Raw genomic sequence first — 13,688 nt, forward strand, 5'->3', positions numbered from 1 at the left:
GTCGTCGTCTCGGGCATGGCGCGCGGGATCGACGCCGCCGCGCATGAAGCCGCGCTTGCGACCGGCACCATCGCCTGCGTCGCCGGCGGTCCCGATGTCGCCTACCCAAGCGAGAACGCCGCGCTCCAAGAAGCTGTCGCCGAAACCGGGCTCATCGTCTCGGAGATGCCACCAGGCACCGAACCGCAAGCGCGCCATTTCCCGCGCCGCAACCGGCTGATCGCTGGCCTTGCCGAGGGCGTGGTCGTCATCGAGGCAGCACTGGGCTCAGGCTCCCTCATCACCGCACGCCTGGCAGGGGAAGCCGGGCGCGAAGTGATGGCGGTTCCCGGCCACCCGCTCGACCCGCGCGCCCGTGGCAGCAATGGCCTCCTCCGAAGTGGGGCCACCCTCGTCGAAGAGGCCGCCGATGTGCTTGCCGCACTTCGCCCCTTCGCCGTCGAGGCGGGCCTGCGCGCGCCCGTGGCAACCGCGCTTGCCGGCCCGGTGGACGATGCCGACGCAACTCCAGAAGACGCGGCCGCGCGGGTGGCAGCACTGCTCTCGCCCGTGCCAGTTGCCGTCGATGCCATCGTGCGCGCAAGCGGCCTGCCCGCAGCCCGCGTGGCAGCGATCCTGACCGATCTCGAGCTTTCAGGTGCGCTTGTGCGACACTCCGGCGGCCGGGTTGCCGGCGCCTGACGGTTGCGCAATCCGCGCGCCGCGGCTAGGGCGCGCCGCACTCGCGGGCCGAGGCAGCGGGGGAAGGCCGGCCCGCCGGGGAGACGGAATGGATCTCGTCATCGTCGAATCGCCCGCCAAGGCGAAGACCATCGAGGGCTATCTCGGACCCGAATATCGGGTGCTCGCAAGCTATGGCCATGTCCGCGATCTTGTGGACAAGGACGGCAGCGTCGATCCAGCGCAGGACTTTGCCATGCGCTGGGATGTGGCCGACAGCCGCTCGAAGGCACAAGTCGCTGCCATTGTGGCCGAAGCGAGAAAGGCCAGCCGGGTGCTGCTTGCAACGGACCCCGACCGCGAGGGCGAAGCGATTTCCTGGCACTTGGCCGAGCTGCTCGCCGCCAGGAAGGCGGTGCCGCCAGGCGGGCTCCTGCGCGTCACATTCAACGCCATTACCAAAGACGCCGTCAGCCGGGCGATCGCTGCGCCCCGCGCCATCGACCAGGACCTCGTGGATGCCTATCTCGCCCGGCGCGCGCTCGACTATCTCGTCGGCTTCACGCTTTCGCCGGTCTTGTGGCGCAAGCTCCCGGGCGCGCGCTCAGCCGGCCGCGTGCAGTCGGTCGCGCTGCGGCTGGTGTGTGAGCGCGAAGCCGAGATCGAAGCCTTTGTGCCGCGCGAATACTGGACCGTCGAGGGCCGCTTCGAAGCGTTCTTCGCCCGCCTCGTCGGCCTTGATGGCGCAAGGCTCGGCAAGTTCGACCTTGCCGACGCGGCAGCGGCCGAGGCGGCCCGCGCCCGGGTGGAAGGGGCGCGCTTCCGGGTCTCAGCTGTCGAGCAGAAGCCTGGCACCCGCAATCCGCCGCCGCCCTTTACCACCTCGACTCTCCAGCAGGAGGCCGCGCGCAAGCTCGGGCTGTCAGCCGCAGAGACGATGCGCCTTGCACAGCGGCTCTACGAGGCCGGGCATATCACCTATATGCGGACGGACGGCGTGGCGATGGCCCCGGAAGCGATTGCCGCGGCCCGCGCGGTTATCGCCCGCGACCATCCAGGCGCCTTCCTGCCTGATTCGCCGCGCCGCTACAGCGCGAAGGCGCGGAACGCCCAGGAAGCGCATGAAGCCATCCGCCCGACCGACTTTTCTGCCGGGCCCTCGGGGCGCAGCCTCCTGGGCAAAGAGGCAGAGCTCTACCGCCTCATCTGGACTCGCGCGGTCGCCTCGCAAATGGCCTCCGCTCGGCTCGAGCGCACCACAATCGACCTCCTCTCTGACGACGGCCGCATCCAGCTGCGGGCAACTGGCTCGGTCATTACCTTCCCGGGTTTCCTTTCCCTCTATGCCGAAGGGAAAGACGAGGAAGAGGAAGAGGACCAGCGGCTGCCTGCCCTTGCCACAGGCGACTGGCCCACGCTCCTCGAGGCCGTCAAGGCGCAGCACTTCACGGAGCCGCCACCTCGCTATTCCGAAGCAAGCCTGGTCAGGAAACTCGAGGAACTGGGGATCGGCCGGCCGTCCACCTATGCGGCAATCCTCGAGGTTCTGAAGGACCGGGCCTATGTCCGGCTCGAGAAGAAACGCTTCCACGCCGAGGACAAGGGCCGGCTGGTAACCGCCTTTCTCGAGCGCTTCTTTCCTCGCTACGTAAGCTATGACTTCACCGCCTCGCTCGAAGATCGGCTCGATGACATTTCGGCCGGCAATGCTGCCTACCGCGACGTGCTGCGCGACTTCTGGCAGGATTTCGAGCCCCTGACCACGCAGGTGCTGGAACAAAAGCCCTGGGATATCGATGCTGCGCTCGACCAGCAGCTCGCGCCCATGCTGTTTCCCGCCCGCGCCGACGGCACCAACCCGCGCGCCTGCCCCGCTTGCGCCGACGGGCGTCTGTCGCTGCGGACCGGCCGCTACGGGCCCTTCATTGCCTGCTCCAATTATCCAGCCTGCACCTATCGCCGCAGCTTCGGCAATGGCGATGGACCTGTCCGCCTCGGCACACTGGAGACCGGTGAGAGAATCGAGCTCAAGACAGGCAGGTATGGCCGCTATCTCGAGGCTGGCAGGGTTCGGGTCGCCGCGCCCGAGAGTCTGGGCGAGATCGACGAGGCACTTGCCCGCCGGCTTCTTGCCCTGCCGCGCGAACTGGGGCCACATCCGGAAACCGGCAAGCCCATCATCGCCACCATGGGCAGCCGCAAGCCCTATTTGAAGCACGACGGCCAATATGCCGACCTCGACGGGCTCGACGAGCTGTTCACAATCGGCATGAACGCAGCCGTCGTAAAGCTTGCCGAAGCGGCAGCAAAGCCCCGGTTCCAGCGGGCCAAGCCGGCGCCGCTCGCCACACTCGGCACCAACCCGGAGACGGGGGCGGAAATCCGGGTGATGAACGGGCGCTACGGCGCCTATGTGACCGACGGCACGGTGAACGCCAACCTGCCCAAGGGCGTGGAGCCTGCCGAGCTGGCGCTCGACGAGGCGCTCCTCCTGCTCGCCGAGCGGGCCGCAGCACCGCCAAAGACGGGCAAGCGCAAGCCATCCGGGCCAAAGGGGGCCAAGGCAAAAGGGGCCAAGCCAGCGGGCGGGAAGGCCAGGGGCAGGGCGAAGACGGCGGCGCGCACGGCGGCAGGCGCCTGATGCCACTTCCCGACCGCGAGGCGATTCTGCGCTTCGTGGCCGAGGCCGGAGCCGATGTCGGCCGGCGCGAGATTGCCCGCGCCTTCGGCCTCCACGGCGAAGACCGGATCGCGCTGAAGGCGCTGTTGCGGGCGATGGAAGAGGAGGGGCTGCTCGCTGCCGGGCCGGGCCGCAGCTACCACAGGGCGGGCGGCCTCCCCAAGGTGACCCTGCTCAAAGTGGTGGCAGCCGAGAGCGGGCGTATCATCGCCGTGCCCGAGAAATGGGAAGCGGCAAGCGCGCCGCCGCATGTGGCGGTTGCGGCAAAGCGGGTGCGGCTCCAGCCGGGAGACCGCGTGCTTGCCCGCATCACCGAGGAAAAGGGCGGGTTCCAGGCAAGCCCCATTAAGCGGCTGCAGCGCGGCGAGACCCGAGTGCTGGGGATTGCCCGCAGCATCAACGGCCAGCTGCGCCTGGTGCCGGTGGATCGTCGCGTCAGACAGGATTTTGCGCTTTCGGCTGCGGCACCGCTTCGGGTGGGCGAGCTCTTGATGGCGGAAGTGCGCGGCAGCGGGGCCCGCGCCGTTGCCCATGTGACCGAGCGGCTGGGGGACCCGTTCGCTGACCGCTCGCTCTCGCTTATCGAGATTAACGCCAAGGGCCTGCCCCATGTCTTCTCGGCCGAGGCGCTGGCCGAAGCCGAGTCGGCGGCCGCACTTCCGCTCGGGCCCCGCACGGACTGGCGGGCGTTCCCGTTCGTGACCATCGACCCGCCAGACGCGCGCGACCATGACGATGCCGTCTTCGCCGAGCCCCACCCCGATGGCGGCCACCGGCTGCGCGTCGCAATTGCCGATGTGAGCTATTTCGTCCGCCCGGGAAGCGCGCTCGACCGCGAGGCGTTCGCGCGCGGCAATTCGGTCTATTTCCCCGACCGCGTGGTCCCCATGCTGCCCGAGGCGCTCTCCGCTGGCGCCTGCTCCCTCAAGGCCGGTGCCGACAAGGCCGTGCTGGCCTGCGAAATGCACCTGACCCAAGGCGGCGTGCTGCGGAAATTCGCGTTCCACCGCGCCGTGGTGCGGATTGCCGCCAACTTGAGCTATGAGGCCGCGCAAGCCGAGATCGAAAGCGGCGCTGGCGCACTCTCCCCGCTGCTTGGTCAACTCTGGGCGGCATGGCGCGCGCTCGATTGCGCACGCAAGCGGCGGGCCCCACTCGAACTTGACCTGCCCGAAACGCAGGTCGTGCTCGACGCCGCCGGCCATGTCGCCGATGTGAAGCTGCGCATCCGGCTTGATGCCCACCGGGTCATTGAGGAGATGATGATTGCCGCCAATGTCGCAGCCGCCCGCCAGCTCGAGCGGCGCAAGGCCCCGGTCATGTATCGGGACCACGAGCCCCCCAGCCGGGACAAGCTCTTAGCCCTTCGCGACTATCTGGAGACCTTCGGCATCCCGCTGGCGCTCGGCCAGGTGGTGACACCAGCGCTCTTCAACCGCGTGCTGGCAAAGGCGCGCGACCATGATGACGCCCAGGCCATCGCCGAGCAGGTGCTCCGCTCCCAGACCCAGGCCTATTACGCGCCTTCCAATACCGGCCACTTCGGCCTTGCCCTCGGCTCTTATGCCCATTTCACTTCGCCCATCCGCCGCTATGCTGACCTTCTCGTCCACCGCGCGCTCGTCTCAGCGCTTGGCCTTGGCGAGGGCGGCCTGCCCGAAGGTGCCGGGCGGCGGTTCGCAGCAATGGGGGACCATATCTCCATGACCGAGCGCCGGGCGATGGAAGCCGAGCGCGACACGCTTGCCCGCTACATCGCCGCCCATCTCCACCGCCGTGAGGGCGAAACGGTGACGGCGCGGGTCACGGGCGTGCAGAAGTTCGGCCTGTTCGCAACCGTCGACGGGTTGGGGGGCGACGGGCTCTTGCCAGTCTCGGCCCTCGGTCCAGAGCATTTCTGGTTTGACGAGGCGGCTCGGGCGCTCGAGAGCGAAACCAGCGGCACCCGCTACCGGATCGGCCAGCGGCTCGAGGTCACCATCGTCTCCGCAGATCCTGCAACTGGCGCCGTCCTGTTCGCCCTGCCCGGAATGGGGGCAATGCGGCGCGAGCGGCGCGGCCCGCCGCCACCCCGCCACGCCCGCTTCCGCCGCGACCGGCCGCGCAAGGCTTGACCCGAAGCCGTCTCTCGCCTATCCGGCCGCGCCTTCCGAACCGCCGGAACCCGAATTCCCGAGGACGCCATGGCCAAGCCTGCAACCGTCAAGATTCGGCTCGTGTCGACTGCCGACACTGGCTACTATTATGTGACCAAGAAGAACCCGCGCACCAAGACGGAGAAGCTCTCGTTCCGGAAATATGACCCGGTGGCGAGGAAGCACGTCGAGTTCAAGGAAGCGAAGATCAAATAGGCCGCAAGCTGGCGGGCGCGCAGGCGAAGCCTTCGCCGCCGACTCCGCGGAAGCCCCCGGCCGGCCGGGCAGGCCCGCTTTGGGGGCCTGCTAACGCGAGCGTGAACCGGACCGACGGCATGGACCGCGACACCCTCCTCCTCCAGGCGCTTGCCCACATCATCGCCGACGCGCGGCTTCGCGACCGCTTCCTGGCGCTGACCGGCCTTGATGCGGCAACGCTCCGCGCTCGCGCCGGCGATGCCGACGTCCTCGAAGCGGTTGCGAGCTTTCTTGCCGGTCACGAGCCCGACTTGGTGGCAGTTGCCGCTGCACTTGGCGTAGAGCCGGCGGCATTGTGCGCCCGCTCCTGATTCTCGACTGCGACGAGGTCATCCTCCGCTTTGCCGCGCCCTTCCGCCAGTGGCTCGATGCGGTGCACGGCCTTGCGCTCACATTCGAAAGCTTTGCCCTCGCTCCCAACATCCGCCACAAGGCCGATGGCCGGCCGCTCGATCCCCCTGCCTTTCCAGCCCTTCTCGATGGCTTCTTTGCGGAGGGCCAGCGGCTGCAAGCGCCAGCCGAAGGTGCGATCGAGTCGATCACGGCGCTTGCCCGCGACATGGATGTCGCTGTGCTCACCAACATCCCGGAAGCCTATCGCGAAATCCGCGCCGAAGTGCTGAGGGGCTTTGGTCTCGATTTCCCGGTCCACGCCAATGCGGGCGGCAAGGGCCAGGTGGTTGCAGCGCTCACCCAAGGCCGACCGGCGGTGTTCGTCGATGACCTGCCACCGCACCATGCAAGCGTTGCAAGTCACGCGGGCCATGTCGGGCGGCTCCACATGGTCGCAGATCCGGAGCTCCGGAAGTTGATCCCCATGGCGCCCGACGCCCATGCGCGCCATGACACATGGGCAGATGCCGAGATATGGATCAGGAACTGGATGGAGAGGGCGGCATGACGATCGAAGACAGGCTAGAAGAACTCGGCATCACACTTCCCGAGGCTTCCGCGCCTGCCGCCAACTATGTGCCAGCCGTGGTCCTGGGCGGGCTCCTCCACATCTCTGGCCAGATCGCGCAAGCCGAAGACGGCACGCTCATCCGCGGCCGGCTGGGCGAGGACATGGACGTGGCCGCAGGCAAGGAAGCCGCGCGGCGCTGTGCAGTCGCGCTCATCGCCCAGATGAAGGCGGCACTCGGAGACCTCGAGCGGGTTGAGCGCCTCGTCAAGCTCAACATCTTCGTCAATTCCACGCCCGCTTTCACCGACCAGCCGGAAGTGGGCAACGGCGCCTCCGATCTTCTGGTCGCCGTCTTTGGGGAGAAAGGCCGCCATGCGCGTTCCGCCGTGGGTGTCGCAACGCTCCCGCGCGGGGTTGCCGTCGAGATCGACGCTCTCGTCGCCATCACCTGATATGGCTGGCGGTGGGGCTGGCGCCGCGGCCGAAGCGGCAAGGGGCCGGGTGCGGATCCTCCACCGCGCTGCCGACCTTGCTGCCGCCTCCTGGGACCGCCTTGCCGGCAGCGCCAACCCCTTCGTCTCCCACGCGTTCATCTCTGCCCTCGAGGATTCGGGAAGCGCGGTTGCCAGCGCTGGCTGGCAGGCAGCGCATCTTCTCGTCGAGGGCGCCGAAGGCCAGCCGGTGGGGTTGATGCCAGCCTGGGCCAAGGGCCACAGCCAGGGCGAATATGTCTTCGACCACAGCTGGGCCGAGGCCTGGCACCGCGCCGGCGGCCGCTATTACCCCAAGCTCCAGGTGGCAACGCCCTTCACACCAGCAACGGCACCCAAGCTGCTCGCCGCCGAGCCGCAGGCGCGCGCACAGCTCGTGCGCGCAGCCGAAGCCCTGGTGCGGGAACAGGGCTGGTCTTCTGCGCATGCGACCTTCCTGCCACCCGAAGATGTGCCCACCTTCGCTGCGGCCGGCTGGCTTGAACGGCACGACATCCAGTTTCATTTCAACGCCCGCGGCCTCTCGGGCTTTGCCGACTTCCTCGGCCAGCTTGCCTCGCGCAAGCGGAAGGAACTGCGCCGCGAGCGTGAAGCAGCGCTCGCTGCCGTGGACAAGGTGGAGTGGCTGACCGGCTCTGATCTGACCGAGGCCGTGTGGGATGATTTCTTCCGCTTCTATATGGACACCGGCGGGCGCAAGTGGGGCCGGCCCTATCTCACCCGCACCTTCTTCTCGCTGCTTTCCGAACGCATGGCAGACCGCGTGCTTCTGGTCGTCGCCTGGAAGGGCGGGCGGCGGGTGGCGGGTGCGCTCAACTTCCTTGGCGCAGACTGTCTCTACGGCCGGCACTGGGGCACGCTCGAAGACATCCCCTTCCTTCACTTCGAGCTCTGCTACCACCAGGCGATCGACATTGCGGGCCACCTCGGCCTCGCCCGTGTCGAGGCTGGCGCCCAGGGGCCGCACAAGGTGAAGCGCGGCTACCGCCCGGTCATCACTCGCTCCATGCACCACCTGGCCGACCTCAGGTTCGCTGCCGCCGTCGCCGATTTCCTCGCCCGCGAGCGCGAGGCCGTCGCGCGTGAAGTCGCCCTGTTCGAAGCCGAGCTCCCCTTCCGCGCAGCCGATGCAGCGGAAGGCGCACGCAAGGAGTGAGCCACATGTTCCGGTTTGGAGCAGGCGCGCGGCTGGCGCTCAGCCCTTTGCAAGACATCCGCAGGCAAGGGGGGCAGACGCCGCTGCCGTCCTTGCAAGACAGCGCCTGGCACACACCAAAGCGCCTGCACTCCTCCCCTTGAGGCAGGAGCGCTGGCCGCTGGCAGGCGTCGGGGAGCGGGCCATTGCCCCCTCAAGGCAGCGCGAGGCATGCCTTCGCAGCGCTTGTCACCGTGTCGAGCGGACCCCGAGCATCAACTGGGATCCACGGGTCGAGCGGGCCGGGATCCGCTTCTTGCTCCAGAGCAACCCGGGCATCGGCATCCGATGCATCCTTGACCCGCGCTTCGACTCGCGCAAGCCGAGTGGCAAGCGGGGCAACAAGCCACAACCCATCAAAGCGGACTTGGGCTTCGCTTGCGAGCGCAGCGGCCGCCTCGCGGTCAGCGCGGGCAGCGTGCACAGCATCGAGCAAGACCGCCTGGCCACCAGCGAGCGCGGCGCGGGCCAGCCGGTGCATTTCGCAGCGCACCGGCAGCCAGGTTCCCGGCCCATAGGCAGCTTCCGGAAGCCGGGTTTCAGGGGGAACGCCATGGAGGCGCTTGCGGATCACGTCCGAGCGCAAGTGGCGCGCCCCCGGCGGCGTGCCAAGCCCTGCAGCAAGCTGGCGCGCCAGGCTCGACTTGCCAGTGCCGGAATAGCCACCGATGGCAACCAGCCGCGGGGCAGCGGGCATGAGAAGCGCGCAGGCAAGCGCAAGCAAGCGCCGAGCCTCGCAGGCAGCCTGCTCCTCCCCCGTCTCCGCCGCCCGCGTTGCCGTCACATGGGCACGGATGCTCGCCCGGACCGCCATCAGAAACGGCAGGAGCGGCCCGGCATCTTCATCGGCGCTCAGGTCGGTCCAGCGGTTCATAATGAGGTTGGCCTGGTCATGGCCGCCGCGCGCCCACAGGTCCATGAGCAGGAAGGCAAGGTCATAGGCGACATCACCAGTCGCCAGCGCGTCATCGAACTCGAGCGCATCAAAGAGAATCGGCTGGCCTTCCACCATCGCAATGTTGCCCAGATGAAGATCGCCATGGCCGCGCACGGGCTTGCGCGCGGCAAGCCGGGGCTGCAACCGCCTGAAGGCCTCCGCCTGCTGGTCGATGAAGCGCGCCACTTGCTCGTCACCAAGCACCGCGGCGACCGCCAGGAGGCTCCTGCAATTGCCAGCAAGGATGGGCTGAAGCGCAGCGGCGCTGTCGCCGGCCAGGTGCGGCAGGCTGGCATGGAAGCTCGCGACGGCATCGGCAAGCGCGATTGCCTCTGAGGTCGAAAGCCGCTCCCCGCGCGCAGCGAGAACAGCGCCATCGGGAAAGCGGCGCATCTCGAGCACCCAGTCGATGGCAGCGCCCGCTGCGTCTGCTGCACCCAGCCGCAGGCCATCGCTGTCCGCCACAATGGGGTGGAGGGCAAGGTAGATGTCGGGCGCAGTGCGGCGGTTCAGCTGGAGCTCGGCGGCAAGCGCCGCCTGGCGACGCGCGGGCGATGAAAAATCGAGATAGCCAAGGCTGACCGGGCGCTTCAGCTTCCAGGCCCGGTCACCAGCGAGGAAGACACTCGCCGCGTGGGTATCGATCCGGTGCGGCACAAGGCCGCCAAACGGCCCGCCGCTTGCAAACCAGAGAAGGGCATCAGCAGCTGGAAGCGGACTGGCCATGGCGCCCCCCTTGCCAGCCGCACTGCATCCTGCCCAGCCCGCCCCGCGCAAGCGGCATGCAAGCGCAATCGAGCTCAAGCTCGCCAAAGCCGCTGGCCCTTGCCACCCGCGCCACGCTAGAGCTGCGCCATGGAGCCCTTCATCCGCCTGACTGCCCGCGCGATTCCCTTCGGCGCTGCCAATGTCGACACCGACGTCATCATTCCCTCGCGCTACTTGAAATCCTTGAGCCGCGCGGGGCTGGGGAAGGGCGCGTTCGCGCCGCTCAGAGACGTGCCCGGCAACATCTTCGACCAGCCAGCAAGCGCTGGCGCCCAGATCCTCATCGCCGGCGCCAATTTCGGCTGCGGCTCGAGCCGCGAGCACGCGCCCTGGGCCCTCCTCGACATGGGGCTGCGCTGCATCATCGCCCCCTCCTTCGCCGACATCTTCGCTGGCAACAGCTTCCGAAATGGCCTCCTTCTCGTCACCCTTCCCCAAGACGCCATCGACCAGCTGATGGCAGTGGCACGCGAAGAGCTCCCCATCACCGTTGATCTCGAAAGCCAGACCGTCACCACACCGCATGCCCATTGCTGGACCTTCCCGATCGACTCCTTCGTCAAGGCATGCCTCCTCGAAGGCCTCGACCAGATCGGGATAACAGAGAAGCTCTTGCCAGATATCGACCGCTTCGAGGCGGCCATGGCACATGACCGGCCATGGCTCGGAGGCGCTGCCCAGCGCTGACCCCATATCGAGACCGCATCTCAGCCATGCACCAGAAGCGACTGATTTCACGCGCCTGACTCAAAACCTGAGCAATTTGGTCATCCATCGTCCCTAGTCATGCTGCATCGCAACATCCAGGTTGCGTCAAAACAAGGAGCGAGCGATGATGAAGTTTGTGACGGCTGCCCTGCTGCTGGCAGCCCAACCCGTTCTGGCAACTCCGGTCGCGGCGGTCCGGGTCCCGATTGCCGATCTTGACTTGACCACCAGCGCTGGCGTGCGGCTGCTTGACCAGCGGCTTGAACGCGCGGCCCGGCGCGTGTGCGGCGCACCAGGCCTCGGAATGCCGCTGGCCACCTCCTGGGCGGTGCAGGACTGCCGTCGCGATGCCCTGGCACGGGCCCGCCCGGCGCGGGATGCTGCCATTGCCCGCGCCAGCCTCCGCTTCGAGCGCCTGGCTGCGCGCTAACATCGAAGGCGGGATTGCGGCCGGCGCTTGCGGGCGCCGGCCGTTTCCTTTTGTGCGGCTGCCTTCTATCGCGCGGGCATGGCGCGCTTGCTCCTTCTCCCGGGTGATGGAATCGGCCCCGAAGTCCTGGCCGAAGCCCGCGCTGTGCTCGATGCCCTTGCCCTGCCCGGCCTCGAGACCGAGGAGGCGCCTTTCGGAGGTGCAGCGATCGATGCATCGGGCACACCCCTTCCGGATTCGGCGAGGGCCGCAGCGCTTGCCGCTGACGCCGTGCTGATGGGTGCAGTCGGCGGACCGAAGTGGGCCGGCCAGCCCTTTGATGCGCGTCCCGAAGCGGGTCTTCTGGCGCTGCGCTCGGCGATGGGCGTCTTTGCCAATCTCCGGCCAGCGAAGCTGTTCCCGGCGCTGACCAACGCTTCGACTCTCAAGCCCCATGTGGTCGAGGGGCTCGATATCCTGTTCGTCCGCGAACTTGTGGGTGGCATTTATTTCGGCGCGCCGCGCGGCATTTCCGAGCTTCCCTCAGGCGAGCGCGAGGGGGTCAACACCCAGCGCTACACGGAGTCTGAAATCGCCCGCGTGGCCGACACGGCTTTCACGCTGGCGCGGGCGAGAGGCGGCCATGTGACCTCGGTGGACAAGGCCAATGTGATGGAATCTGGCCTCCTGTGGCGCGAGGTGGTGACGGCCCGCCAGCGCGACGCCTTTCCCGACGTGGCGCTTGCTCACATGCTCGCCGACAGCTGCGCCATGGAGCTGGTCCGAAACCCACGCCAGTTCGATGTGATCCTGACCGACAACCTGTTCGGCGACCTCCTGTCTGACCTTGCCGCAATGCTCACGGGATCGCTTGGCATGCTGCCTTCAGCTGCACTCGGAGCCGAAGGCATGCCCGGCCTTTATGAACCCATCCACGGCTCGGCGCCCGACATCGCCGGGAAGGGGATCGCCAACCCCTGCGCTGCGGTCTTGAGCCTTGCGATGGCGCTGCGCCATTCGCTCGGGCACCCAGAGGCCGCGGACCGGGTCGAGCGCGCGGTCGAGGCGGCGCTCGCAGCAGGCGCCCGCACACCTGATCTCGGCGGCACGATTTCGACACGGGAGATGGGGGCGGCCATCGTGGCAGGGCTCCAGCCATGAACACCCTTTTCCGCCTGTCCCGCCGCTCGCCCGCGCTTTTGGCACGCAAGATCGCTGGCCTGTTCTTGACCGGCCTCCTCTTCCTGCTGCCGCTCATCCTGACGGTCGTCGCACTCGCCTGGGTGGTCGGCCAGCTCGGCGCGGTGTTCGGCCCCGACACTTTTTTGGGCGGCCTCATCGCGGCGCTCGGCCGAGTGGTGACGCTGGGCGCGGCGGGCAAGGCAACTGGCTTCTGGTTCGGGCTCCTCGTGATCTTGGTCGGGGTCACCTTCCTCGGCGTCCTGGTGCAATCCGGCGCCAAGGGCCTGCTCGAATCCTGGGTAGACGGCCTGCTGTCGCGGTTGCCGGTGGTGGGGAAGCTCTACCAGCCCTTCGCCCAGCTGGTCCGCACCATGGGCGGCGACAGCAAGGAGGAAATGGCCTCGATGAGCGTGGTGACGGCGCGGTTCGGCGACGGTGCCGAAGTGCTGGCGCTGCTTGCAAGCCCCGAGGTCTTCGATGTCGGCAACGGGCCGTCTCGCCTCATCCTTGTGCCAACTGCACCCGTGCCGATCGGCGGGGCGCTCCTGTTCGTGCCTGCTGCCAATGTCCGGGTGGTGCCGGGCATGAAGTTCGAGGATCTCGCCAAATTCTACATCACCATGGGAACGGTCGCGCCCTCGGCTCTGTTCGCTGGCGCCGTGCCGGCCGGGGCCCGCTAGGGCAGGCGGTCTCCCGGGGCGCTGCCGGCAAGCCGGTCCACGGCATCGATCCGCGCTTCGAGCTTCGCCCTGGCCGAGCGCAACTTGAAGCCGACGAGGAGGAAGAGAATCCCGATGACGACCGCCCAGGCGCCGATGATCCAGGTGATGGCGAACGCACCGGCCAGCGGGTTCAGGACGATGAGGACGGCGAAGAGGATGCCGAGAATGCCGGAGAGGATGAACCAGTCGCGGCCATGATCGGGCGGCAACTTCGCTGCCGAGACGAGGGTGGCAACGCCGGTCACGGCGGCGTTGGCGCCGATGAAGATGGTGAGCACGAAGGCGGTAGCAAGCGGCCAGAGGAAGGCGAGGACTCCGAGCACGATCGAGGCAACCGCGCCGACGGCGAACCAGACCCAGGCTTCGCCGTTCCGCGCCCGGCCCCAGGCTGCCACCACCCCGGCGATCCCATCGGCCAGTGCGAAGATCCCGAAGACGAGCACAAGCGACAAGAGCGCAGCTTGCGGCGTCAGGAAGCAGAGAATGCCGAAGATGACGGCAAAGAGACCCCGGAGTGCGATCGCCCACCAGCGCATCCGGAACAGCGCTGGCGCGCCGTCCCTCACCTTGTCGAGAAAGGTTTCGCCCGCCACAGGTCAGTTCTTCCGCTCAGGCGCGCCACTTCCGCTTCCCACGGCA

The 13,688-nt window shown here is 67.9% G+C and carries 14 protein-coding genes; 12 read left to right on the top strand and 2 right to left on the bottom strand.

Annotation, left to right across the window (positions count from 1 at the left end):
• From ACWIQA_RS10225 to ACWIQA_RS10260, 8 genes are all read left to right on the top strand, one after another.
• On the top strand, nucleotides 1–681 hold a 681-nt coding region (locus tag ACWIQA_RS10225), incomplete at its 5' end, for a DNA-processing protein DprA (protein ID WP_448582974.1).
• Nucleotides 682–769: 88 nt separating this feature from the next.
• A complete protein-coding gene (gene topA, locus ACWIQA_RS10230) occupies nucleotides 770–3,301 on the top strand; it encodes a type I DNA topoisomerase (protein WP_448582975.1) in 2,532 nt (843 codons plus the stop codon).
• Entirely contained in the window at nucleotides 3,301–5,454 is a 2,154-nt protein-coding gene (locus tag ACWIQA_RS10235) for a ribonuclease R family protein (RefSeq protein ID WP_448582976.1), read from the top strand. Before topA ends, ACWIQA_RS10235 begins: the two co-directional genes overlap by 1 nt.
• Before the next feature lie 69 nt (nucleotides 5,455–5,523).
• Entirely contained in the window at nucleotides 5,524–5,691 is a 168-nt protein-coding gene (gene rpmG, locus ACWIQA_RS10240; RefSeq protein ID WP_448582977.1) for a 50S ribosomal protein L33, read from the top strand.
• A gap of 101 nt (nucleotides 5,692–5,792) precedes the next feature.
• Entirely contained in the window at nucleotides 5,793–6,044 is a 252-nt protein-coding gene (locus ACWIQA_RS10245; protein ID WP_448582978.1) for a DUF3572 family protein, read from the top strand.
• The gene (locus ACWIQA_RS10250) at nucleotides 6,029–6,634 is read left to right on the top strand and encodes an HAD family hydrolase (RefSeq protein ID WP_448582979.1); all 606 of its coding nucleotides are present in this window, start codon (nucleotides 6,029–6,031) and stop codon (nucleotides 6,632–6,634) included. The genes ACWIQA_RS10245 and ACWIQA_RS10250 overlap by 16 nt, the downstream gene beginning before the upstream one ends.
• Nucleotides 6,631–7,089: a RidA family protein gene (locus ACWIQA_RS10255; RefSeq protein ID WP_448582980.1), complete on the top strand. Its 459-nt coding sequence runs from the start codon at nucleotides 6,631–6,633 to the stop codon at nucleotides 7,087–7,089. Before ACWIQA_RS10250 ends, ACWIQA_RS10255 begins: the two co-directional genes overlap by 4 nt.
• 1 nt (nucleotide 7,090) lies before the next feature.
• Nucleotides 7,091–8,284, top strand: a complete 1,194-nt coding sequence (locus ACWIQA_RS10260; RefSeq protein ID WP_448582981.1) for a GNAT family N-acetyltransferase — start codon at nucleotides 7,091–7,093, stop codon at nucleotides 8,282–8,284.
• Between the two features lie 193 nt (nucleotides 8,285–8,477).
• On the opposite strand, the gene ACWIQA_RS10265 is transcribed toward ACWIQA_RS10260, so the two are convergent.
• A complete protein-coding gene (locus ACWIQA_RS10265; protein ID WP_448582982.1) occupies nucleotides 8,478–9,986 on the bottom strand; it encodes a bifunctional aminoglycoside phosphotransferase/ATP-binding protein in 1,509 nt (502 codons plus the stop codon).
• Between the two features lie 129 nt (nucleotides 9,987–10,115).
• Between ACWIQA_RS10265 and leuD the strand changes: the two genes are divergently transcribed.
• The 4 genes from leuD to ACWIQA_RS10285 all read left to right on the top strand — a co-directional run bounded on the left by leuD (nucleotide 10,116) and on the right by ACWIQA_RS10285 (nucleotide 13,007).
• Nucleotides 10,116–10,715: a 3-isopropylmalate dehydratase small subunit gene (leuD, locus tag ACWIQA_RS10270; protein WP_448582983.1), complete on the top strand. Its 600-nt coding sequence runs from the start codon at nucleotides 10,116–10,118 to the stop codon at nucleotides 10,713–10,715.
• 145 nt (nucleotides 10,716–10,860) lie between these two features.
• The gene (locus ACWIQA_RS10275; RefSeq protein WP_448582984.1) at nucleotides 10,861–11,166 is read left to right on the top strand and encodes a UrcA family protein; all 306 of its coding nucleotides are present in this window, start codon (nucleotides 10,861–10,863) and stop codon (nucleotides 11,164–11,166) included.
• 78 nt (nucleotides 11,167–11,244) lie between these two features.
• A complete protein-coding gene (gene leuB, locus ACWIQA_RS10280) occupies nucleotides 11,245–12,306 on the top strand; it encodes a 3-isopropylmalate dehydrogenase (protein WP_448582985.1) in 1,062 nt (353 codons plus the stop codon).
• Nucleotides 12,303–13,007, top strand: coding sequence for a DUF502 domain-containing protein (locus ACWIQA_RS10285; RefSeq protein WP_448582986.1), 705 nt, complete (start codon nucleotides 12,303–12,305; stop codon nucleotides 13,005–13,007). The genes leuB and ACWIQA_RS10285 overlap by 4 nt, the downstream gene beginning before the upstream one ends.
• Here ACWIQA_RS10285 and ACWIQA_RS10290 read toward each other — a convergent pair.
• Nucleotides 13,004–13,642, bottom strand: a complete 639-nt coding sequence (locus ACWIQA_RS10290) for an HdeD family acid-resistance protein (RefSeq protein ID WP_448582987.1) — start codon at nucleotides 13,640–13,642, stop codon at nucleotides 13,004–13,006. The genes ACWIQA_RS10285 and ACWIQA_RS10290 overlap by 4 nt on opposite strands.
• Nucleotides 13,643–13,688: the final 46 nt, after the last annotated feature.

It is taken from the genome of Thermaurantiacus sp., from assembly GCF_053487655.1.